The sequence below is a fragment of the Pseudomonas sp. R3-18-08 genome (genome assembly GCF_003852065.1).
In the GTDB taxonomy this organism is placed as follows: Bacteria; Pseudomonadota; Gammaproteobacteria; order Pseudomonadales; family Pseudomonadaceae; genus Aquipseudomonas.
The window spans coordinates 3,180,769-3,201,746 of sequence record NZ_CP027729.1; the positions used below are offsets into that span (position 1 = coordinate 3,180,769).

Consider the following 20,978-nt stretch of genomic DNA (forward strand, 5'->3'; position numbering starts at 1 on the left):
GGCACCCTGGAAACGGGCGCGCGGCATCAACTGGCACAGATCAATGAGATGACCGGCTCGATGCAGCGCATGGAAGACTCCATGGGCCACATCACCCTGCACGTCGAACAAGCCGTGGAACACGCCGGCCAAGCCAGCCGGCAGATCGTGCGCGGCCAGGAAAGCGTCGGCCGCGCCCAGCATGAAATCACCCAACTGGCCTCGCGCATCAATGGCACGCAATCCACCGTACAGTCGTTGGCGGTGCAGGCTGAGCAAATCGGTTCGGTGCTGGAGGTGATCAGCAGCATCGCCAACCAGACCAACCTGCTCGCCCTCAATGCCGCCATCGAAGCCGCCCGCGCTGGCGAGCAAGGCCGCGGCTTTGCGGTGGTCGCCGACGAAGTGCGCAGCCTGGCCCAACGCACCGCCCTCTCCACCCAGGAAATCAAGACCATCATCGAAGGCCTGCAGCAAGGCAGCCGCCAGGCCGTCGAGGCCATGCACGACAGCCGCCAGGGTGTGGAGCGGTGCGTGGAAGACAGCCAGATGGCCGTCGACATGCTGCGCGCCGTGGGCGAAGACATCGCGCATATCGACCAACTCAACGGCCGCATCGTCACCACCACCCGCGAACAGACCTCGGCGAACCTGGAAATTGTCGAACGCCTGCAATCGGTGCAGCACATCGCGCAAAACACCGCCGACGACGTGGAAACCCTGGCCCGCAGCAGCGAACGCCTGCCACCAATCGCCGTGCGCCTGGATGCGCTGGGGCGCAGGTTTCATCCGTGATTCATGCCACCGCGGCAGCAGCCGAAGCCTCTCTATCTGATGCCCCCGCGACCTAAATGTGGGAGGGGCTTGCTCTAATGCCCGCCAGTTAAGGCTTTTTGTAGGAGCGAGCTTGCTCGCGAAGAACTCAGTAGCACCACGTTTATCCAGTATGAACGCGTTGCCTGGAAGTTTTTCGCGAGCAAGCTCGCTCCTACAGTGAACCACTTTTGCGATTAGGCTTGCCCCCGATGGCGGCCTGCGCTAGGGCGAACAACGGTACCTGTGGAACTGCAAGTCATCGCCTCCCGCTCGCGCACTACGAAACTCCTGAACCTTCCGCCGGTCGATGCTTTCAAGAGGCCGACAGTGCCTCGGGTGCTTTGTGTGTGTAGTGAATGCCTGCGGAGACGGCCATGAAAGAAGCCATTAGCGATTTGCCCGGCCCTATAAAACGACAGGCTGACCGAATTTTGCGTGAGATCGAACTGGCAGGGTCGATGATCCTGGCTGTCAAAAGCGGTGCCAAAGCCCAGGGGTTCGTGCTGGGCATCACCTGCTGTGAAGGGCTGACGTCGGAGCGCTGCGAGCAGTTGGCGAGCCATTTCGACAGCGTGGTGGAACAGAGGCTGAGGGCCCTGACATTGGGGCTGTAGGGTCAGGCGCATGAGCGCTGTGCGCGCGTAGATTGGATCCATGGCAGCCCCGGCACCGGCCGCGCTTTAAAAGCGGCGAACAACCTCCTACACTGCCGGGAATTTCCCTTCATCTGCGCAGCCTCGCTCTTCTGCCCGACTCGCATCAGGATTTACAGACATGCGCCTGCCCGATTTCATCCTGGAAAACCTCGAGCCAATCCTGCAAGCCTGGGAAGATTTCGCCAGAACCATCGAGACACCGGGCGAGGAACTCGACAGTGTCGGGCTGCGCGACCATGCCGAGCAGATGTTGCGGGCCATCGTCAGCGACCTGCGAACCAAGCAGACCCGCCAGGAACAAATAGCCAAGGCTCAGGGCCAGGCGCCGACGGACGACCAGGAAACCGCGGCGGAAACCCATGCCATGACGCGGCTGATGGCGGGTTTCACCATCGATCAGATGGTCTCGGAATACCGCGCGCTGCGCACCAGCGTCGTCAGCCAGTGGATGCGCCAGATCAAGGACGGCACCCCGATCAATGTCGACGACATGACCCGCTTCCACGAAGCCATCGATCAGGCCCTGGCCGAGTCCGTCGCCAGCTACTCCCGCGCGGTCGAGGCGTCACGCAATATGTTCCTGGGCATCCTTGGCCACGACTTGCGCACCCCGCTCGGCGCGATCCTGCTGGGGTCCGACGTGCTACGCCGCTCACAGGACGCCGGCGCCCGCGCGACCAAAATCGCCAACCAGATCTACACCAGCGTACGCCGCGCGAGCCAGATCGTCGGCGACCTGCTCGACCTGACCCGCTGCCAGATGGGGCCGGGCATCCCGGTCAAAACCGCCGATATCGACCTTTCACCGCTGTGCCAACGCGTCATAGAAGAAATCCGCACCTTTCATCCTGAAGCTATCGTGATGTTCGACGCCAAAACGCCGGTTGCTGGGCAATTCGACGGCCCGCGCATGGAGCAGGTCTTCTCGAACATCGTCAGCAACGCGGTGCAGCATGGGGACACCACCCGGCCGATCCAAGTCGAGCTGGGCATACGCGAGGACTTCGCGGTCTTCACCGTGCACAACAGCGGTGAAGCGATCCCCGAGGACGTCCTCCCGTTCATCTTCAACCCCATGGGCCGCTTCTCCCAGCGTACCGCGATCAATCACGGCCCCACGGAGGGGTTGGGTTTGGGCCTGTTCATTGCCTCGGAAATCGTGGCGTCTCATGGTGGGGCGATTGAGGTGAGTTCTGATACGGAACAGGGGACGGTGTTTAGCGTGCGAGTGCCGATTGATAAGCCAGAGAACAGCGTTGCTTGAAACGAGCCGCGCCCGATTCACGAGAGAGATAACCACTATGGAATACGACGAAAAGCTGATAGAGGAAGCCGTGCTGGCCCTGCTGACAGTCTTCAGCACCGATGACGGAAACTCCTGGAAGGGGCATGATTTCCAGATAATGAACCGATTACATGAACAGGGTTTTATCGAAAACCCGGTAAACAAGAACAAATCGGTCTGGTTGACGACACAAGGGCTGGAGCGCGGTCGGGAGCTGGCTGATCGGCTGTTTGGGACGAGGGCTTAGGTCAAGGACAGCCTGTACCTTAGTCGACATAACTCGGCCGTGATTGCCGCACCGCCCCCACTCCCCTTATCCTCGACGCTCCCGTCCGACCGAATCCGGAGCCGCCATGGACCTCGCCACCCTCGCCCTCTTCCTGCCCGCCTGCTTCGCCCTGAACATGGCTCCCGGCCCCAATAACCTGCTGTCGGTGAGCAACGCCACCCGCTACGGCTACCGCACCTCCTGCCTCGCCGGTCTCGGCCGCTTGCTGGCCTTCGCCGGCATGATCGCCCTCGCCTCCGCCGGGCTGGCGGTGGTGCTGCAAACCTCGGAGTTGTTGTTCTATGGGATCAAGCTGCTTGGTGCGGCGTATCTGTTTTACCTGGCCTACCAACTGTGGCGCGCCGACCCGCACACGGAGGCGCAAACTGCCACGAACAACGTGGGCTTATGGGCCTTGGCGCGTCAGGAGTTTCTGGTGGCGGCGGGCAATCCGAAAGCCATCCTGATCTTTACCGCCTTCCTCCCGCAGTTCGTGGTGCCCGGCCAACCCGTCACTGCGCAATTCGCCCTGCTGGGCGCGATGTTCCTCGCGCTGGAATGGATCGCCATCAGCGCCTACGCCTATATGGGCCTGCATATGCGCCGCTGGTTTGCCGAGCCGAGGGGTAAGCGGATCTTCAATCGGTGCTGCGCGGGATTGTTGTCGGCGGCCGCAACGGTGTTGTTGACGGCACGCCGGGCGTAACTCCCGCGCCGGCCTGTGGAAGCGGTGGAGGCGCCCTTACTGCTTGGTCAAATCAACCAACGGCGTCTGCCGCACCTCAGTCTCGCGCCCGGCCTGAATCTCGCTGACCTGCTTCAAGGCCTTGTCCACAGCTGCCTTATCCGCCAACAAGCTGTAGCTGATGCGGAACTGCTTGTGTTCCTTGGGCCCAATGGTGGGTACCAGGTTCAGTGGCCGCTGATAACGGCGGTTGTAGGAAAAACTCGTCCCCGGCTCCAGCCCCGTGACATAGCCCTGCCCTTGAGTATCGGTGTTCTTCCACAGGGAAAACACCGGCAGCGTCTGCGTATTGAAACCGACTGACACGCCCAGGCTGCCAGCTTTGTTATGCAGCACGGTCAAAATATCGCCCTTGGCATCGGCATAGGGCACCACGTTGTAAACCGTTTCGTCGTAGTCCTTGGTGGGCGCGCGGTAGGTTTGCCAGTCGGCCAATTCGCCCTTGGCCTTGTCGTTAAACGGCGACACCTGCTTCACCGGTGCGGCAAAACGCGCGCCCTGCTCCAGGAACGGGGTGCTGAAGTTACTGTGATACAGCGCCTGGTATTCCTTCGGATAGTCGCCGTTGTTGGTCAGGGTGTCGTTGAGAGCAAACACTACACTGCCGGGCTCGGTGACCAGTTCGGTCGCCACGGAAAAATCGACCTTCTTGAACGCTTGCTCTTTCAGTTCGCCGCGCAGGGTGATGGCGTACGGCGGCTTTTCATCGATGTGCAGGGTGACTTTGTTCGCAGGGATATTCGCGGCCCTGCCATGCAGCGTCAGCAATTCGCCGTTGTCGATGCCAGGGTGACCGACCCATTCATAGCCGCAACGGGTGACCAGCTCATTGAAACCTTCCAACCAGCCCAGCCCGCCGCGACCATTGAGCTCGATGAAGGAAGGATTGACCACCTCCTTGACCGGCGAATCCCACCCCATGCGCACATCGCCGACCGAAGCCTGCAACACGTTCATACCGCGAGTCGGCACCACCGAAAGCTTCATCGTGCCGTTATCGATATCGACAATGCTCACCCCCTCCTGCCGACCGCCGTGCAGAGTGCGCAGGGTAACGCTGAAGGGTTTGTCGGTTTGCACACCGAGTTGCTGGCTGGTGACCTGCCAGTTCTGCGCGGCTTTGTCGGTGTCGAGGAGCACATAGTCCCAGGCCATGGCGTGGGAGGCGGCGGAGAGTGCGGTGAGGGCGACAGCGAATCTGAGTGGGGTCATGGCGGTAGCCTTTCTTGGAGTTGTGGCATTTTTATAGACTCGATTAAACGTTTCAGCAAGCATAAAAGGCGGTATTACGTGGGCAAGTGCCAAAAACGGGTTGCGGGAAGTTGGAAAATCGACTCGGTGCCAGCGCAGGCAGATGCGATCGAAGAATGGTGGTGAAATCGTTCTGGATTATGTCGATCACAACGAGGCTGGGATAGCGTTCAAAAACCTGCTTTACATGATTAATGAGCCACCGCTCATTGTTTCTGAAGAATGCACAAAGATATTGGCCCGAATCGCGAAGACCCTGGAGATGCCGTTTACCGGGGACGAAAGCAGCCGCCTATGAGGGGCAGCTATCGGCCGATACCCGACAAATTCAAAGGTTTGTGATCTGCACGAAATGGCTCGCATGAGTGTCTTCCGTTCGAATAAAGCCGCAGCTCAGGTAAAAAATGTCCCCCTCGATAGTGTCGGTATAGAGGCGCACACGTTCAAAATGCAATGCGGCGTGAGCAAGCAATGCGCTAACCAATCTGCGGCCGACCTGTTGCCCGCGTGACGCAGGCGCCACGTACATGCGTCGCAGCCTTCCTGTACGGTCATAGGTGAACGGATCAACAGATAGACCTCCAATGCCTACAAGCTGCTGGTTCAGATACGCTGCCATAAGGCATTCGCCAGGCGCATCGAAGCGATTGGTGCCTGACTCCCAGTCTGTAGTCAGTCGGGTGAGAAACCTGAAGCCTTCTGCAACTGCCGCTTTTTCCAGGTCGAGGATTTGGGGCGGCAGATGGGTGATCCGTTGAATCTCCATTGAGGTCAATCCTCTCTGATCGGGGGCGAGCCCGGCTTTTCACCAAGCCCCTAGGCGCGGTTGCCGATTTTCCTTTACACCCTAATGAGGAACTCATACACCCTAAACGGCCGCTGCAGCATGTGTCCAACTGTCCGTCGTATTCCTTCAACTCGATCAAGGGCTAATTAGTAAGTGCAAACCTTAGCTTCGCGGCCTCCAACAGCTGTGCGGCTTATTTCTCCAGAATCTTCATTTTTGGTGATTTTTTCAATTGTGATGTAACACAGCCCTGAGTTAGATTCATAGTCAGCGCCGGCCTCAGGTAAAAAGTGCACACTTGTAAAACATTGATACCTCCCGCTTGCTGGTGTACCTGCATACACTAGAGTTATCGGCTTGCCCGGCTCAATATATACTTCTGAGCTATTCTTAATCCCGTCACTACCCGGTATTCCCAGCATGCGATCATTGAACGTCCGATCATTTGCAATAGCAAATGATCTTGAGTTCACCATTCCAACGCCGGGAAGTTCCCAGTCGACACAGGTGCTACCTGGAACCAGGCGTACAGTTTGATTGGTGATAACTCTGAGCCTGCTTGATGTAGGACTAGGCGGCTCAATATATGCAGTCGTAAAAGATTTTAGGTTATCTATCGTAGAACAACCTGACAACATTAAAACGGGTACAAATATTAAGTATTTTAAATATTTCATACTTTAAATTCTCCATAAGCTCTGCGTGATTTTTAGAGACTTCAACTCTTGCACAATATGCAGTTAAGAGACCTTCCTATCTGGTCTGCTCAGACGCCTTCTTGCTCTTGAAAATCGGTTACACAAGGCGGCCCTATACGCCCTTTCGGATCGCAGCTTTAAGGCTCACGAGCGCTTGAAGTGGGTAGTCTATCCATACTGGTTTCCCTGCTCGCCCTCATACTGGATTAGCCCAACGTTGACGGCTGGGCTTGTGATGGACTTGGCCGGGGCATGAGGTACGCGTGGTTACGGTGCAGTCGCCGGCAACTCCTGGCACCATTTGATAGAACGCAGCGCTTCCTCAGCAGGCACAAGCGCATAGCGTGAGTAAAACATTGTTCCACCGAAACGACCCTCGTCGATTTCGCCCAAGGTCTGTCCGTCCTTGTAAGCAGATGTGCTGAGTTGGTCTGCGATGTAATACACCTTTCCATTCTCGACGGTGATATCGAAACGCTTGTTAACCATACCGCTTATTATGGGTGGCGAGGTGGAGGCGACGCTGTGCTTGCCGGCAGGAATGTCGGCTTTGAAAAAACTACCGGAGGGCAAGCTGCCAATAGCGCGACCATCGACCAGAATGGTCGGAGCGACCCCGTTACCGATGCTGGCGGAAGTGCGATAGAAGTAAACCGTGGCCTCGTCCGGACGGGGTTGTGCCGGTGATGTGAAGAATGGCTGGCCCGTCAGGTCTGGACCGCTGATGCAGCCGGTCAGTGAGGCCAGGCCTACGAACAGGCTGGCCCAGAGTAGCGTAGAGCGCTTCATAGCATGAAACTCCTTGAACTGGGATCAATGGGCGCGGGTTCGATGACTGTCACCGTTACCGGATTCAGATCGTGCACAGCCCTTTACCGAAGTCAGTGGCATCAGAACTCGGCCAAGGCGCAAAACCGCTCTTTGCCGTCACATTCAAGATGTTCCGATCCTTGAGCATCGGGTACTTGCGCTTCAGCTCCTGCACAGTGCTCTCGGCATTGTTCACGTTGGCTAGGCAAAAGCGCAGGGCATCGGCGCGCAGATCGCCGATATAGAGGGTTTCCCCGGCCTTCACCGAGAAAACCGCAGGCACAGGACGCGGCATCGATCGGCCCGCGTAATACACGTAATGCCACTGCGTGTACTCATACTCACCAGGCGGCACTTCATACATGAAGTAGTGGCCCAGCACATGGGGTGATGGCTGATCATCTTCATTGCCTAGCGTCGTCAGCCGTAATGCAGTGCCGGGTGCCCCCTGTTGGTTGATCTCAACCACCAGCCCATGCGGCTGCATCATCACATAGCTCTCACCAATCGAACCCACGATGATTGCCTTACTCGGGTCCGGTGCGTGCTTGCCGTCGTAGCGTGACGTAGCGCACCCGGACAGAAGGGTCACGCAAAGTGCGACTGCGGCCCAGACAAGATGTTTACTGCTGACTTTCCCTAGCATTGGTCTTTTTCCGATCAGTAATCTTGCAGTTCGTAGATCCCAGCCGAGCGAACTAAAAGTTCGCACACCTGGTGCCTCGTTGCCGGCTCGGCTGGACCTATTGTCCAGCTACCCGCACCTTGATAACAACCCGCTGTTGACCAATCACCCAAGTTATGGGGCCATTGTCTTCGACCCGCATTCGCCGCAGGGCTTGTATTAAAGGGGCTGCAATGGGTCAGGCGTGGTGTTGAGCACCGCATCTTTCGCCGCAATTCGCAGCGCCTGAAGGCAAAATCCGATTCCCTCGTCGCGGCTTGCTCCATTGCCTACGCGTGCGTCAGAATCCGCCGGCTTGTGCGCTAGAGAGGCTGTCTCTAAGGTGGCTCGGTCGCTGAATTGTTCAGTGATCGGGTTTAGTAGCCTGAGGGTTTATCCAAACAATGTGCACAAGCTTCATCGATCAGACATTGCGTCTGTGTTTGATGGTGGCTGTGCGCAGGGCACCTTCGGGTGCGCCGGCTTTGTTTGGATTCCCCGGTCTACTAACCTGCGCATAGCCGCCACCCTTATGTTTAGTAGCTAAAGGATGGTGGCCCTAAACAGGAATTCAAACATGCTCAAATCAGATTCAAGTGCCCTCTTCGATGTTGACCCCAACGCCAGCAACGAAAGCCTCATCACCAACAGCTACGAAACCTTCACAAGCGTCAGCACCCTGCTGCTCGATCTGTCCGAAGACCTCAACGGCAAACACCGCGACGTCGCCTTGGCCATCCACCAACTGAGCGAAATGGGCGTACTCCTCACCGCCAGACTCCTTGACCGCGAAGTGCCCTGCCCTGGCTGATGATCAGCTTCTCAACTCATTAGACCGATGACTCGCCGCGTCGTCGCAAGCTACATACAACGACTCGGCGATTTGGCTTTTGATGGCCTTGGTGGATTCCAGCCTCGGCACAACCCCCTCTGCGATGACGAGAGCGGCGCCTGCTTTCGGCCAAGAACAGACTTCAGCTATCTACCAGGCGATATAGCGCTTGAGCGTGGGATGTCGCTAGCCCTGTACGCTGCAAATTTCGGCGACTTTGCGAGCTGGGAAGCGCGGTTGCGGCGATCACAAGACTGCCGTGTTTTTTTGCTTGCTCTATCCGATGAGATATCAGGGCTCCATGGTAGCCCTGGCCTCTTGCATTTTTTCGGGTGGCAGCCGTCCCAAGGTAGGCAACTCCATTGCAGGCCAGGTACATCAACGCTCCTGCCACGACCTTTCCATCAGCTTTAAGGACGTAGATTTTCAGACGTTCATTTGACATCAGTCCTGCGAACGAAGCCTGGCTCAACTGAAGATGCTCTGGCTTGGTATGAAATCCACTCGCATGCACCGCTGCGAACTCAGGAAACGTTTGTGAGGTGGCTTCTTCGATTTCGAATGAGTGGTGATTCAAGACCACATTTTCGATGGTGCACGCGAGTTGCAGATGCGTCCACCCCCTCAGACGCTCCAGCTGCTTCTCACCCATCAAAGCGTACTGTTCCAAAGTCGGGGCCTTCCCGATAAGAGGCGTTACTGTCGAATACTCTGCTGATTCCTTGAGCAAGCTCAATAGTGACTTGGGGCTGTCGGTACTATCGCCGTAGATGCGATTGAGCATCGGGCTAGGTGATGCCTTCACCTGAAAGCATGGAAAAGCTTCGTTGAAAAACACACGAGCACCAAAAGGGTTTCCACTTATCCGAGACAAACTCTCGACGCGGGCACACAAATACTCGCTTTCTGCGGCCTCAATCGCATGAGCCATTCCGACATTCATGTGCATAGTCCTTATTGCGCGATATCCCAGAAGGGTAACGGCAAATTCAACAATACACACCTCCAAACACACTGCTGGTAGATAACCTGCTCCGGTGTCCCTTGGGGATCGATAACTGGCTGTCGCGAAGGGCAGCTATCGGCCAAAAGCGGTCATCCAAAATGCTAATACACAGAAAGCAGCGACTCTAACTCCGCGCAGCGTTCAAGCTGCAAGAGCCGACTCTTCGCTCTGAGTTAACGAAAAGCCACTCTCACAAGTGGCTTTTCTTTCTGCAGATTACTCTGAGCAGGGCGCGTCACAGCAGGGACTTCATACCGAGTACGATGCCGCAAGCGACTGCTCTCGCATCCGTCGATACCCCCAAATAGTTACTAGCAATACAGCGGCTCCGGCTGCCAGAGCAACGCTAAACCCATACCGAGCACCTTCCATATCCACGAGTTGGCCCGACGCCGCAGCACCCATCGCCACCCCAACATTCAAGCCTGCCAGTAGCCAGGTCATGCCTTCGGTCAATTGTCGTTCCGGCACAGTTCGCTCAACCAAGGACATTGCCACAATCATGGTGGGCGCAAAGAATAACCCGGCCACCAACACTGCTCCCGAGAGGCTGGCAATGTTACCAGCCATCAACAAGGGCAGTGTCGTTGCGGCAGTTGCAAGGCCACCCAACAGCAGGAGTTTGTGCAACGGCGTTTTCAGTTTTAGCGCACCGAACAACAAGCCCGCGGCGCACGAGCCGATGGCGTAACAGGACAACACGATACTGGCCGCCGCCGGACTGCCCATTTGTTCAGCGAACGCGACACTCACGATATCGACCGTTCCAACGATGACGCCCATCGCGACCATCAGCAATGTTAATAGCCGGACGTCCGCCAGACGAAAAATCGAGGTTGTTCGCGTGCTCTTTTCTTCAGCGGATTCTACTGGCGGTTCGGTGGATACTTGTGCTGCCAAAGCAAGTGCGCCAATCGCCAGCAGTACAACTGCCGCTAACGGTCCTGCCTGGGGGAAGACGGCCACACTCAAACCAACAGAAATCGGGGGGCCTGCAATAAATGTCACTTCGTCCAGCACGGTTTCGAATGAATAAGCTGTTTGCAGGTGCGGCTTGCCCCTGTAGATCGCAGTCCAGCGAGCGCGGACCATGGCCGACATGCTCGGCATGAAGCCTGCTAACACAGCGGCCACGACCAAAGTCCAATCGGGCGTATGCCAGTAAGTACAGGCAAGCATTAAAAGAATACCCAAAACGCTGATACCAGCAGACAAGGGCAGTACCCTGCGCTGACCGTATCGATCCACCATGCGTGAAACTTGCGGTGACATCAATGCATACGTCAGGACGAAGGTGGCAGAAACCGCGCCTGCCAGTGCGTAGCTGCCCCGCAACTGCGAAAGCATGGTGATGATGCCGATACCTGTCATGGGGAGCGGTAAACGGGCGAGGAGGCCTGCCAGGGAGAATCCCTTGGTGCCGGGGGCTTGGAACAGTATTCGGTACGGATTGGCCATGCTCGATACTCCTTATCGAATGAGTTCAGCTTGTCGGGGCGTCGCTGAACTGGGAATATACATTCATTACGTATGATTAAAATCCTATAATCATACGCAGTGAATGTAAATAGCTTGTTGGTCTGGGAGATATCATGGTTCGACGTACACGCGCTGGTATGGAAGAAACACGTGCCACGTTGCTGAAGACCGCGCGCCAGGTTTTCAGCGAACATGGCTATGCCGAAACGTCCATGGATGATTTGACAGCGCTGGCTGGCCTGACGAGGGGCGCGCTTTACCATCATTTCGGCGACAAGAAAGGTTTACTCACGGCCGTGGTCGCTCAAATTGATGCGGAGATGGACACGCGGCTACAAGTGATTTCGGACAGTACGGACAACGCATGGGAGGCTTTCAGGGACCGCTGTCGCATGTACCTGGAAATGGCACAGGAGCCTGAAATACAGCGCATCGTATTGCGGGATGCGCGCGCTGTTCTGGGTAGCTCCCCACCAGAAGCGCATCAGCACTGTGCAGCCTCCCTACAAAAGATGCTTGAGCAACTGATGCTGCAAGAGACGGTTGTACAAACCGATCCCGAAGCATTGGCAATGCTGATCCATGGTGCCTTGTGCGAAGCAGCATTCTGGATCGCAGAAGCTGAGCCAGGTTCAGGCAGGCTGTTGCAGGCCCTGGGGGCACTTGAGCTTCTGCTTAAGGGCGTCCGTAGCTGAAATCAGGAGCATAGGGGGGCGGAGCCAGTGTGGCTAATACAGTGCGGTTGATAATGGGGCGCTCTTCCCAGACGACGAATTCTTCATGGAGTTTTCGTGGTGGAGCAAAAAGAAGGGCGTAATCATTGCATCAGCATCACACCGAAGTGGCCTAACACCGATACTATCTACAGATCTGCCGAGAAGCTGGCTCGGCTTGCCAAAGTTTTCGAAATGCCCTTGAGCTGGAGGGCATGAGGTCTGATCGGAGAGTAGAACAGGACGCGCCATTGTCGGAGCGGATGTCAAACCGCTGACCATTCTGTGCCTCTCGGCGCCGCAAGCCCTGCGTGGCCGACTAATACATGCAGCAACTGCGACCTCTTATCATGCAAATGCATTCCTGAAATGGCCTGAAAACCCGCCGCACTGGAATGGTGGTCATACAAGTATGAAGCAGGCCAAGACCATGAGCGAAGCGTGGTCCCGCTGGCCAGTGCTTGCTACCTCATTGAATCGAATGGCAGAACAAACCTTTAATGAGGCGACAAGCGACTTTCGGAATCAGCATGAGCATGGCCATCCTCGCTCAATCGCGTTAGGACACATCAATGTGGTCAGGCGAATCGAAATCAACGGGCGGGTCGGCTGGTCGTTCGGGCAACAGGAGCCAATGCAACTGAGTGAGCTACTGCCTATTTTTGAACAGGAACATGGCTACGCCATGGCCGCGTTCATAGCGTATCTGGAGATGGTCAAGGAGCAACACACTGCCTATGATTTGCTTTAATGCAGATGATGACTGACCGCTCCTTGCCGAAACCCGCCAGTCACTCCCCCCTCACACCCAACCCCACCCCACCAAAAAATCCACAAACGCCCTAACCCTCGCCGGCATCGCCGCCCCACCCACAAACACCGCATGAATCGGTTCCACATCGCCCGGGTTATACGCTTCCAGCAACGGCACCAACTCCCCCCGCTCCAGATCCTGCGCCACACTAAACGCCCCCACCCGCGCAATCCCCGCGCCCAACTTAGCCAACTGCGCCAACGCCTCTCCACTGTTCCCCTCAATCGTCCCCGTCACTTTCAACGAAAAATCCCGGCCATCCATCCGAAACGGCCAGTCCGGCGCCGCTCTGCGGAAGTTGAAGCGCAGGCAGTTGTGCTCAAGTAAATCCTGCGGCGTCACCGGGGTGCCGTGGCGGGCCAGGTAGTCGGGTGAGGCGACGATGACCTGGCCGGTGGAGCCGATATGACGGGCGGTCAGGGGGCTGTCGGCCAGGTGGCCGAAGCGGATGGCGACGTCGGCCTGGCCGGCGAGGATATCCACGAGTTCATCGCCGAGCATCAGGTCGACCACGATGGCGGGATAGCGGGCGCTGAAGGCGGCGATCAGCGGCACGACGGTCAGGCGGCCGTGGGCCAGGGCTGCGCTGACTCTGAGGCGTCCGCGGGGGGCGCCCTGGTCGGTGATGGCGTCTTCGACTTCGGCCATGTCGGCCAGGATCCGCCGGGCGCCGCGCAGGTAGGCTTCGCCTTCGGCGGTGAAGGTGATGGCGCGGGTGGTGCGCAGCAATAGCCGCGTGCCGATGCGCCGCTCGGTGCGGGTGATGATGCGGCTGATGGACGACGGCGTCAGCCCCAGGGCGCGCGCGGCGCCGGACAGGCTGCCGTGCTCGGCGACCATGACGAACACTTCCATCTCTCCCGAGCGGCCGCCGATGTCCATTTGTGCCTCCTGCGCAAAGGTGTAGTTCCCAACCAAGGGCTACTACTGCAAAAGGCTGGATTGTAGCATTCGGCACACAGATGAGGAGTCACTCCATGCGTATCAATCCACCCCTTGTAGCCTTGTCCATCGGTGCCTTTGGCATCGGGGTCACGGAGTTTGCCCCCATGGGCATGTTGCCCGGTATTGCCGCCGACCTTGGCGTATCCATCCCCGCCGCCGGGCTGTTGGTGAGTGCCTATGCCATCGGCGTGCTGATCGGCGCGCCGATCATGACGCTCGCGACGGCCAGGGTACCGCGCCGGTATCTGTTGATCGGGCTGATGGCGATTTTCACCTTGGGTAATCTGCTGTCGGCGCTGGCAACCAATTACCACACCTTGATGATCGCCAGGCTGGTGACGTCGCTGAACCACGGGGCGTTTTTCGGTATCGGTTCGATTGTGGCGGCCAGTGTGGTCGCGCCGGAGAAGCGCGCGGGGGCAGTTGCCGCGATGTTTTTGGGGCTGACATTGGCGACCATTGGCGGCGTGCCATTGGCCACCTGGTTTGGCGAGAACTTTGGTTGGCGCACGGCGTTCTGGGGCATCAGCGGGCTGGGCGCGGTAGTGATGGCCGCGCTGTGGTGGGCACTGCCGAATGCACCCGCGCCGAAGGGTGGCAGCCTGATGGCGGAAATCCGCGTACTCGGTCGCGGGCCGGTGCTGGCAGCCTTGGCGCTGACCGTGGTGGGCTCCAGTGCAATGTTTACGGTTTTCACTTACATCGCGCCGATTTTGCGCGATGTCACCCATGCGTCGACCAACTTCGTCACCGGCATGCTGGTGCTGTTCGGTATCGGGCTGACCCTGGGCAACGTGTGGGGTGGCAAGTCGGCGGACCGTTCAGTAGACCGTACGTTGATTACCTCGCTGGTGGTGTTGATCGCCGTGCTGCTGGCCTTCTCGGTGCTGATGCAATGGCCGCTGCCCGCCGCGCTGTCGATCCTGCTGTGGGGCGCCGCGAGTTTTGCCCTGGTACCGCCGTTGCAGATGCGCGTGATGGAAGCCGCCAAAGATGCGCCTAACCTGGCCTCGGCGATGAACATCGGCGCGTTCAATTTCGGTAATGCCATCGGCGCGGTGCTGGGCGGTGCGGTGATCAATGCCGGGTTGGGCTACCCCGCCGTTTCCCTGGCAGGCGCACTGATGGCTGGCCTGGGTTTGTTGATGGTGCTGGGGTTGGGCTGGCGTTCGCGGCGTGCGGGTGCTTGTGGTAAAGACGCCCTGGCGTAGCGATCGTCTAGACTCCAGGCACCTTTCAACCCGAGGAGCCTGCAATGAACAACAAAAATACCATCTGCCTCTGGTACAACGGCGATGCGCTGGAGGCGGCGACCTTCTACGCCCAGACGTTTCCGGATAGCGAAGTGAAGGCGGTGCACTACGCGCCTGGCGACTACCCGGCCGGTAAGCAGGGCGCTGAATTGACCGTGGAATTCAGCGTGCTGGGCATCCCGTGTCTGGGCCTGAATGGCGGCCCCATGTTCAAGCACAGTGAAGCGTTTTCCTTCCAGGTGGCGACCGATGACCAGGAGGAAACTGACCGGTTGTGGAACGCCATTGTCGGCAATGGCGGCCAGGAAAGCGCTTGTGGCTGGTGCAAGGACAAATGGGGCCTGTCGTGGCAGATCTCGCCACGGGTGTTGGTGGATGCGGTGACCAGCAAGGACCCGGCGCTCGCCAAGCGAGCCTTTGACGCGATGATGACCATGCGCAAAATTGACATTGCCACTATCGAAGCCGCCATTGCCGGGCGCTGATGGGGTGTGTGAATGTGGGAGCGCACGAGCTTAGCGAGGCCGCGATAGCGCTGGGTCAGGTGGTTTATAGGCCAGCAGTACCGCCGTCTTCGTAGCCTCGCTGGGGCTCGACAACTCCCACATTTGATCTGTGTTGCCTGCGGGTGCTGTGCCCGCCATCCCCCCCCTCACCCTCCATGCGCCAAAAAAAGTCATGCATCGGACCGCCTGGTTGCGAGCCTGGCGATAGCGGCCTATGTTTCAAGCCATGCTGTTGCTGTCCCCCACCCTACGCCCATTCCGTAACCAGGTGACGACATGCCCACCCTATCCCGCCCCGCCGTACTTGAACTGATCGGTAACACGCCGCTGGTCAAGGTCAGCCGCTTCGACACTGGCCCTTGCACCCTGTTTCTCAAGCTTGAATCGCAAAACCCCGGCGGTTCCATCAAGGACCGCATCGGCCTGGCGATGATCGACGCCGCCGAGCGCGACGGCCGCCTGCGCCCTGGTGGCACGATTATCGAGGCCACCGCCGGCAACACTGGCCTGGGCCTGGCACTGGTTGGCCGGGCCAAAGGCTACCGGGTGGTGCTGGTGGTACCGGACAAGATGTCCACGGAAAAAGTGCTGCACCTCAAGGCCATGGGCGCTGAGGTGCACATCACTCGCTCCGATGTGGGCAAGGGCCATCCCGAGTATTACCAGGACGTGGCCGCGCGCCTGGCCAAGGACATTCCGGGTTCGTTCTTCGCTGACCAATTCAACAACCCGGCCAACCCCTTGGCCCATGAAACCAGCACCGCGCCGGAGATCTGGGCGCAAACCCAGCATGATGTCGATGCGATTGTGGTGGGCGTCGGCTCGGCCGGCACCCTCACCGGCTTGACCCGTTTCTTCAAGCGCGTGCAGCCCGAACTGGCCATGGTGCTGGCCGATCCGGTGGGTTCGGTGATGGCCGAGTACAGCCGCAGCGGTCGGCTTGAAACCCCTGGTTCCTGGGCCGTGGAAGGCATCGGCGAGGACTTCATTCCGTCGATTGCCGACCTGTCCAGCGTGCGCCACGCCTACTCCATCAGCGATGAAGAAAGCTTCGACCATGCCCGCCAACTGCTCAAGGCCGAAGGCATTCTTGGCGGCTCGTCCACCGGCACCCTGCTCGCCGCCGCGCTGCGCTATTGCCGCGAGCAGACCGAGCCCAAACGCGTGGTCACCTTCGTGTGCGACACCGGCACGCGCTACCTGTCCAAGGTCTACAACGACCAATGGATGAACGACGCCGGTCTGTTGCAGTACAAGCACTACGGCGACCTGCGCGACCTGATCGCCCGTCGCTTCGAAGATGGCCGGGTAATCAGCGTGAGCCCCGACGACACCCTGCTCACTGCTTTCCAGCGCATGCGCCTGGCGGATGTCTCGCAACTGCCGGTGCTGGTGGACGGCAAGCAACTGGCGGGCGTCATCGATGAGTCCGACCTGCTGCTGGGCCTGCACCAGGACGCCACGCATTTTTCCATGAGTGTGGCCAGCGCCATGACCCGCACCCCGCACACCCTGGCCCCCAGCGCCAGCCTGGCTGAACTGCAGGCGGAGCTGGATCGCGGCCTGGTCGCCATCATTGCCGACGCCTCGGGCTTCCATGGCCTGATCACCCGCGTCGATCTGCTCAACCACCTACGGAGATCCCTTGCATGAGCCAGCCCGATAAAAGCGCGTTCGCCACCCGTGTGATCCACGCCGGACAGTCCCCCGACCCAACCACGGGCGCGCTGATGCCGCCGATCTACGCCAACTCCACCTACCTGCAAGACAGCCCCGGCGTGCACAAGGGCTTTGACTACGGCCGCTCCCATAACCCCACGCGCTTTGCCCTGGAACGTTGCGTTGCCGACCTTGAAGGCGGCACTCAGGCCTTCGCGTTTGCCTCGGGGCTGGCGGCGATTTCCACGGTGCTCGAATTGCTCGATGCCGGCGCGCATATCGTTTCCGGCAACGACCTGTACGGCGGCACCTTCCGCCTGTTCGACAAGGTGCGTCAGCGCAGCGCCGGGCATACGTTCAGCTATGTAGACCTGAGTGATCTATCGGCGTTTGAAGCGGCGCTGCGGGACGACACGCGCATGGTCTGGGTCGAAACGCCCAGCAACCCGTTGCTGAGCCTGACCGACCTCAGCGCCATCGCCCGCCTCTGCCGCGACCGCGGCATTCTCTGCGTGGCCGACAACACCTTCGCCAGCCCGTGGATCCAGCGCCCGTTGGAGCTGGGGTGCGACATCGTGGTGCACTCCACCACCAAGTACCTGAACGGCCACTCGGACGTGATCGGCGGCATCGCCATCGTCGGCGACAACCCTGAACTGGCCGAGCGACTGGGTTTCCTGCAGAACTCGGTGGGCGCCATCGCCGGCCCCTTCGACGCTTTCCTGACCCTGCGCGGTGTGAAAACCCTGGCCCTGCGCATGGAGCGCCATTGCCGCAACGCGCTGGAACTGGCGACCTGGCTGGAGCAGCAACCGCAGGTGTCGCGGGTGTATTACCCGGGCCTGAAATCCCACCCACAGCACGAACTGGCCCAACGGCAGATGCGCGGATTTGGCGGGATGATTTCAGTGGACTTGAATAGCGACCTGGCAGGCGCCACGCGCTTCCTGGAAAGCGTGAAGATCTTCGCCCTGGCCGAGAGCCTGGGTGGCGTGGAGAGTCTGATCGAACACCCGGCGATCATGACCCACGCCAGCATCCCGGCAGCAACGCGGGCGCAGCTGGGGATTGGGGATGGGTTGGTGCGGTTGTCGGTGGGCGTTGAAGATGTGGAGGACTTGCGCGCGGATCTGGCCCAAGCCCTGGCCCGCATCTAAAGTCAGAAATCGATCAAATGTGGGAGGGGGCTTGCTCCCGATGGCAGTCTGTCAGTCACTGGATTAGGTGACTGAACCACCGCCATCGGGGGCAAGCCCTAATGCCAGTCAGTTAAGGCTTTTTGTAGGAGCGAGGCGGGCGGCTAACCCTTGCTCGCGAAAAACTCACAGGCACCGCGTTTATTCAGGAAGCACGCGTTATCGTTGACGTTTTTCGCGAGCAAGCTCGCTCCTACAGGCGGTGGTGTACGCTTAACTGACTGGCATTAGGGCAAGCCCCCTCCCACATTTTGCTCCTCATACATCAGATAGCTATCAATGTGCCGAGGCAGCGTTTGCCCTTGCCGCGTGCAACTTCTTATAGCTCTCGATCAAGCGCAAATGCCGGTCCAGCCCTTCGAGCTTCATGCTGGTCGGCGTCAGCCCATAAAACCGCACGCTGCCGTTGACCGAGCCAATCACCGCGTCCATGCGTTCGTTACCGAACATGCGGCGGAAGTTGGCTTCGTAGTCGGCCAGCTCCAGATCTTCGTCCAGTTCCATCTCCAGCACCGCATTCACCGCCTGGTAGAACAACCCGCGTTCGACGGTGTTGTCGTTGTACTGCAGGAACATTTCCACGCACTCCTTGGCTTCCTCATGCTGCTGCAACGCGAGGAAGATCAGCAGCTTCAGCTCCAGAATGGTCAGTTGGCCCCACGCGGTATTGTCGTCGAACTCGATGCCGATCAGCGTGGTGATGTCGGTGTAGTCGTCCAGCTCGCTTTCGATTAAACGTTCGACCAGCGCGTGCAACTGCGCTTCGTCCAGGCGGTGCAGGTTGAGGATGTCTTCACGGAAAAACAGCGCCTTGTTGGTGTTGTCCCAGATCAGGTCGTCCACCGGGTAGATTTCCGAGTAGTCCGGCACCAGGATGCGGCAGGCGGTGGCGCCCAGGTGCTCATAAACCGCCATGTACGACTCTTTGCCCATGCCTTCCAGAATACCGAACAACGTCGCGGCTTCCTGGGCGTTGGAGTCTTCGCCGTGGCCGGAGAAGTCCCATTCGACGAATTCATAATCGGACTGGGCGCTGAAGAAGCGCCACGACACCACGCCGCTGGAGTCGATAAAGTGCTCGACGAAGTTGTTCGGCTCGGTCACCGCCTGGGCTTCGAAGGTCGGCTGCGGCAGGTCGTTCAAGCCTTCGAAGCTGCGGCCTTGCAGCAGTTCGGTGAGGCTGCGCTCCAGCGCCACTTCCATGCTTGGGTGCGCGCCGAACGAGGCGAATACGCCGCCGGTGCGCGGGTTCATCAGGGTCACGCACATCACCGGGAATTCACCGCCCAGGGACGCATCCTTGACCAGCACCGGGAAGCCCTGGGCTTCCAGGCCTTCGATACCGGCCACAATGCTGGGGTATTTGGCCAGCACCTCGGCCGGTACATCCGGCAGCGCAAATTCGCCTTCAATGATCTCGCGCTTCACCGCCCGCTCGAAAATCTCCGACAGGCACTGCACCTGGGCTTCGGCCAGGGTGTTGCCGGCGCTCATGCCGTTGCTCAGGTAGAGGTTTTCGATCAGGTTGGAGGGGAAATACACCACCTCGCCATCGGACTGGCGCACGAACGGCAGCGAGACGATGCCCCGCGCTTCGTTGCCCGAGTTGGTGTCGAACAGGTGCGAACCGCGCAGCTCGCCGTCGCGGTTGTAGACCTTCAGGCAGTAGGCGTCGAGGATTTCACGCGGCAACTCATCGTCCGGGCCCGGCTGGAACCAGCGCTCATCCGGATAATGCACAAAGGGCGCGTTGGCCAGTTCCTCACCCCAGAACTGGTCGTTGTAGAAGAAGTTGCAGTTGAGCCGCTCGATGAACTCGCCCAACGCCGACGCCAGCGCGCCTTCCTTGGTCGCGCCCTTGCCGTTGGTAAAACACATCGGCGAGTGGGCATCGCGGATATGCAGCGACCAGACGTTGGGCACGATATTGCGCCACGAGGCGATCTCGATCTTCATGCCCAGGCCCGCCAGGATCGCGGACATGTTGGCGATGGTCTGCTCCAGCGGCAGGTCCTTGCCGGCGATGTAGGTGCCTGCTTCCGAAGTCGAGTTGGGCATCAACAGCGCCTGGGCGTCGGCGTCGAGATTGTCCACCTCCTCGATTACGAACTCGGGCCCGGCCTGCACCACTTTCTTTACGGTGCAACGGTCGATGGAGCGCAGGATGCCCTGACGGTCCTTGTCCGAGATATCCGCCGGCAGTTCGACCTGGATCTTGAAGATCTGGTTGTAGCGGTTTTCCGGGTCGACGATGTTGTTCTGCGACAGGCGAATATTCTCCGTGGGAATATTGCGCGTGGCGCAGTACAACTTCACAAAGTACGCCGCACACAACGCCGACGAAGCCAGGAAGTAATCGAATGGCCCCGGCGCCGAACCGTCACCTTTGTAGCGAATCGGCTGGTCGGCAATCACCGTGAAATCATCGAACTTGGCTTCAAGCCGAAGGTTGTCGAGAAAGTTGACCTTAATTTCCATGCGGGCACACCAGAATAACGGGCTAAACAAAATGGCCGCCATTATGAAGATTTTCGTCGGGAAGTCTCAGGGTTTTGCGTGTGGGCTGCTGATCGGTATCGCTATGCCAGCAGCGCTTGAGCCGCTGGCATAACGTGA

The 20,978-nt window shown here is 58.9% G+C and carries 21 protein-coding genes; 12 read left to right on the forward strand and 9 right to left on the reverse strand.

All coding sequences use genetic code 11. The features are described 5' to 3' along the window. Positions 1-81 precede the first annotated feature (81 nt). From C4J92_RS27530 to C4J92_RS14535, 5 genes are all read left to right on the forward strand, one after another. Positions 82-774, forward strand: coding sequence for a methyl-accepting chemotaxis protein (locus tag C4J92_RS27530; RefSeq protein ID WP_256657503.1), 693 nt, complete (start codon positions 82-84; stop codon positions 772-774). A gap of 395 nt (positions 775-1,169) precedes the next feature. Further along, complete coding sequence (locus C4J92_RS14520) at positions 1,170-1,409, forward strand: hypothetical protein (protein WP_124363049.1); 240 nt, start codon at positions 1,170-1,172, stop codon at positions 1,407-1,409. 160 nt (positions 1,410-1,569) lie between these two features. After that, on the forward strand, positions 1,570-2,715 hold the full coding sequence (locus C4J92_RS14525) for a sensor histidine kinase (protein ID WP_124404347.1): 1,146 nt from the start codon (positions 1,570-1,572) through the stop codon (positions 2,713-2,715). A gap of 37 nt (positions 2,716-2,752) precedes the next feature. Further along, positions 2,753-2,983, forward strand: coding sequence for a DUF6429 family protein (locus C4J92_RS14530; RefSeq protein WP_124404348.1), 231 nt, complete (start codon positions 2,753-2,755; stop codon positions 2,981-2,983). 106 nt (positions 2,984-3,089) lie between these two features. Then, the gene (locus tag C4J92_RS14535) at positions 3,090-3,710 is read left to right on the forward strand and encodes a LysE family translocator (RefSeq protein ID WP_124404349.1); all 621 of its coding nucleotides are present in this window, start codon (positions 3,090-3,092) and stop codon (positions 3,708-3,710) included. 36 nt (positions 3,711-3,746) lie between these two features. Here C4J92_RS14535 and C4J92_RS14540 read toward each other — a convergent pair whose 3' ends face one another. The 5 genes from C4J92_RS14540 to C4J92_RS14565 form a co-directional block, all read right to left on the reverse strand. Continuing rightward, positions 3,747-4,961 carry an aldose 1-epimerase family protein gene (locus C4J92_RS14540; RefSeq protein ID WP_124404350.1) on the reverse strand — a complete coding sequence of 405 codons (1,215 nt, stop codon included), beginning with the start codon at positions 4,959-4,961 and terminating at the stop codon, positions 3,747-3,749. Between the two features lie 367 nt (positions 4,962-5,328). Further along, positions 5,329-5,766: a GNAT family N-acetyltransferase gene (locus C4J92_RS14550; protein WP_372238349.1), complete on the reverse strand. Its 438-nt coding sequence runs from the start codon at positions 5,764-5,766 to the stop codon at positions 5,329-5,331. A gap of 167 nt (positions 5,767-5,933) precedes the next feature. Then, positions 5,934-6,464, reverse strand: a complete 531-nt coding sequence (locus C4J92_RS14555) for a hypothetical protein (RefSeq protein WP_124404352.1) — start codon at positions 6,462-6,464, stop codon at positions 5,934-5,936. 288 nt (positions 6,465-6,752) lie between these two features. Continuing rightward, positions 6,753-7,274 carry a DUF2846 domain-containing protein gene (locus C4J92_RS14560; RefSeq protein WP_124404353.1) on the reverse strand — a complete coding sequence of 174 codons (522 nt, stop codon included), beginning with the start codon at positions 7,272-7,274 and terminating at the stop codon, positions 6,753-6,755. Between the two features lie 64 nt (positions 7,275-7,338). After that, positions 7,339-7,812 carry a hypothetical protein gene (locus C4J92_RS14565; protein ID WP_256657412.1) on the reverse strand — a complete coding sequence of 158 codons (474 nt, stop codon included), beginning with the start codon at positions 7,810-7,812 and terminating at the stop codon, positions 7,339-7,341. A 724-nt stretch (positions 7,813-8,536) separates the two neighbouring features. Here C4J92_RS14565 and C4J92_RS14570 point away from each other — a divergent pair. Then, positions 8,537-8,770: a DUF6124 family protein gene (locus C4J92_RS14570; protein WP_124363059.1), complete on the forward strand. Its 234-nt coding sequence runs from the start codon at positions 8,537-8,539 to the stop codon at positions 8,768-8,770. 163 nt (positions 8,771-8,933) lie between these two features. Here the strand turns inward: C4J92_RS14570 and C4J92_RS14575 are convergent, their stop codons facing one another. Both C4J92_RS14575 and C4J92_RS14580 read right to left on the reverse strand, forming a co-directional pair. After that, entirely contained in the window at positions 8,934-9,734 is an 801-nt protein-coding gene (locus tag C4J92_RS14575) for a GNAT family N-acetyltransferase (RefSeq protein WP_124404355.1), read from the reverse strand. A gap of 312 nt (positions 9,735-10,046) precedes the next feature. Continuing rightward, on the reverse strand, positions 10,047-11,255 hold the full coding sequence (locus C4J92_RS14580) for an MFS transporter (protein ID WP_124404356.1): 1,209 nt from the start codon (positions 11,253-11,255) through the stop codon (positions 10,047-10,049). Positions 11,256-11,389: 134 nt separating this feature from the next. On the opposite strand from C4J92_RS14580, the gene C4J92_RS14585 reads away from it, so the two are divergent. Both C4J92_RS14585 and C4J92_RS14595 read left to right on the forward strand, forming a co-directional pair. After that, positions 11,390-11,971, forward strand: coding sequence for a TetR/AcrR family transcriptional regulator (locus C4J92_RS14585; protein WP_124370878.1), 582 nt, complete (start codon positions 11,390-11,392; stop codon positions 11,969-11,971). A 430-nt stretch (positions 11,972-12,401) separates the two neighbouring features. Next, entirely contained in the window at positions 12,402-12,740 is a 339-nt protein-coding gene (locus tag C4J92_RS14595) for a hypothetical protein (RefSeq protein WP_124404357.1), read from the forward strand. Between the two features lie 51 nt (positions 12,741-12,791). On the opposite strand, the gene C4J92_RS14600 is transcribed toward C4J92_RS14595, so the two are convergent. After that, positions 12,792-13,685: a LysR substrate-binding domain-containing protein gene (locus C4J92_RS14600; RefSeq protein ID WP_124404358.1), complete on the reverse strand. Its 894-nt coding sequence runs from the start codon at positions 13,683-13,685 to the stop codon at positions 12,792-12,794. Positions 13,686-13,780: 95 nt separating this feature from the next. On the opposite strand from C4J92_RS14600, the gene C4J92_RS14605 reads away from it, so the two are divergent. The 4 genes from C4J92_RS14605 (at position 13,781) to C4J92_RS14620 (ending at position 18,323) form a co-directional block, all read left to right on the forward strand. Continuing rightward, a complete protein-coding gene (locus C4J92_RS14605) occupies positions 13,781-14,959 on the forward strand; it encodes an MFS transporter (protein ID WP_124404359.1) in 1,179 nt (392 codons plus the stop codon). 44 nt (positions 14,960-15,003) lie between these two features. After that, the gene (locus C4J92_RS14610; protein ID WP_124404360.1) at positions 15,004-15,486 is read left to right on the forward strand and encodes a VOC family protein; all 483 of its coding nucleotides are present in this window, start codon (positions 15,004-15,006) and stop codon (positions 15,484-15,486) included. 297 nt (positions 15,487-15,783) lie between these two features. Next, positions 15,784-17,160, forward strand: coding sequence for a cystathionine beta-synthase (locus tag C4J92_RS14615; protein ID WP_124404361.1), 1,377 nt, complete (start codon positions 15,784-15,786; stop codon positions 17,158-17,160). After that, positions 17,157-18,323, forward strand: coding sequence for a cystathionine gamma-synthase (locus C4J92_RS14620; RefSeq protein WP_124404362.1), 1,167 nt, complete (start codon positions 17,157-17,159; stop codon positions 18,321-18,323). The genes C4J92_RS14615 and C4J92_RS14620 overlap by 4 nt, the downstream gene beginning before the upstream one ends. A gap of 315 nt (positions 18,324-18,638) precedes the next feature. Here the strand turns inward: C4J92_RS14620 and C4J92_RS14625 are convergent, their stop codons facing one another. Continuing rightward, a complete protein-coding gene (locus C4J92_RS14625; protein WP_124404363.1) occupies positions 18,639-20,840 on the reverse strand; it encodes an OsmC domain/YcaO domain-containing protein in 2,202 nt (733 codons plus the stop codon). Between the last annotated feature and the right edge of the window lie 138 nt (positions 20,841-20,978).

What these genes read in the sequence shown, in the direction of transcription:
- C4J92_RS14615 (WP_124404361.1), top strand. Translation starts at nt 15,784, where the DNA reads ATGCCCACCCTATCCCGCCCCGCCGTACTTGAACTGATCGGTAACACG.
- C4J92_RS14580 (WP_124404356.1), bottom strand. Translation starts at nt 11,255, where the DNA reads ATGGCCAATCCGTACCGAATACTGTTCCAAGCCCCCGGCACCAAGGGA.
- C4J92_RS14540 (WP_124404350.1), bottom strand. Translation starts at nt 4,961, where the DNA reads ATGACCCCACTCAGATTCGCTGTCGCCCTCACCGCACTCTCCGCCGCC.
- C4J92_RS14620 (WP_124404362.1), top strand. Translation starts at nt 17,157, where the DNA reads ATGAGCCAGCCCGATAAAAGCGCGTTCGCCACCCGTGTGATCCACGCC.
- C4J92_RS14600 (WP_124404358.1), bottom strand. Translation starts at nt 13,685, where the DNA reads ATGGACATCGGCGGCCGCTCGGGAGAGATGGAAGTGTTCGTCATGGTC.
- C4J92_RS14525 (WP_124404347.1), top strand. Translation starts at nt 1,570, where the DNA reads ATGCGCCTGCCCGATTTCATCCTGGAAAACCTCGAGCCAATCCTGCAA.
- C4J92_RS14535 (WP_124404349.1), top strand. Translation starts at nt 3,090, where the DNA reads ATGGACCTCGCCACCCTCGCCCTCTTCCTGCCCGCCTGCTTCGCCCTG.
- C4J92_RS27530 (WP_256657503.1), top strand. Translation starts at nt 82, where the DNA reads ATGGGCCACATCACCCTGCACGTCGAACAAGCCGTGGAACACGCCGGC.
- C4J92_RS14595 (WP_124404357.1), top strand. Translation starts at nt 12,402, where the DNA reads ATGAAGCAGGCCAAGACCATGAGCGAAGCGTGGTCCCGCTGGCCAGTG.
- C4J92_RS14560 (WP_124404353.1), bottom strand. Translation starts at nt 7,274, where the DNA reads ATGAAGCGCTCTACGCTACTCTGGGCCAGCCTGTTCGTAGGCCTGGCC.
- C4J92_RS14570 (WP_124363059.1), top strand. Translation starts at nt 8,537, where the DNA reads ATGCTCAAATCAGATTCAAGTGCCCTCTTCGATGTTGACCCCAACGCC.
- C4J92_RS14530 (WP_124404348.1), top strand. Translation starts at nt 2,753, where the DNA reads ATGGAATACGACGAAAAGCTGATAGAGGAAGCCGTGCTGGCCCTGCTG.
- C4J92_RS14575 (WP_124404355.1), bottom strand. Translation starts at nt 9,734, where the DNA reads ATGAATGTCGGAATGGCTCATGCGATTGAGGCCGCAGAAAGCGAGTAT.
- C4J92_RS14520 (WP_124363049.1), top strand. Translation starts at nt 1,170, where the DNA reads ATGAAAGAAGCCATTAGCGATTTGCCCGGCCCTATAAAACGACAGGCT.
- C4J92_RS14585 (WP_124370878.1), top strand. Translation starts at nt 11,390, where the DNA reads ATGGTTCGACGTACACGCGCTGGTATGGAAGAAACACGTGCCACGTTG.
- C4J92_RS14605 (WP_124404359.1), top strand. Translation starts at nt 13,781, where the DNA reads ATGCGTATCAATCCACCCCTTGTAGCCTTGTCCATCGGTGCCTTTGGC.
- C4J92_RS14555 (WP_124404352.1), bottom strand. Translation starts at nt 6,464, where the DNA reads ATGAAATATTTAAAATACTTAATATTTGTACCCGTTTTAATGTTGTCA.
- C4J92_RS14610 (WP_124404360.1), top strand. Translation starts at nt 15,004, where the DNA reads ATGAACAACAAAAATACCATCTGCCTCTGGTACAACGGCGATGCGCTG.
- C4J92_RS14625 (WP_124404363.1), bottom strand. Translation starts at nt 20,840, where the DNA reads ATGGAAATTAAGGTCAACTTTCTCGACAACCTTCGGCTTGAAGCCAAG.
- C4J92_RS14550 (WP_372238349.1), bottom strand. Translation starts at nt 5,766, where the DNA reads ATGGAGATTCAACGGATCACCCATCTGCCGCCCCAAATCCTCGACCTG.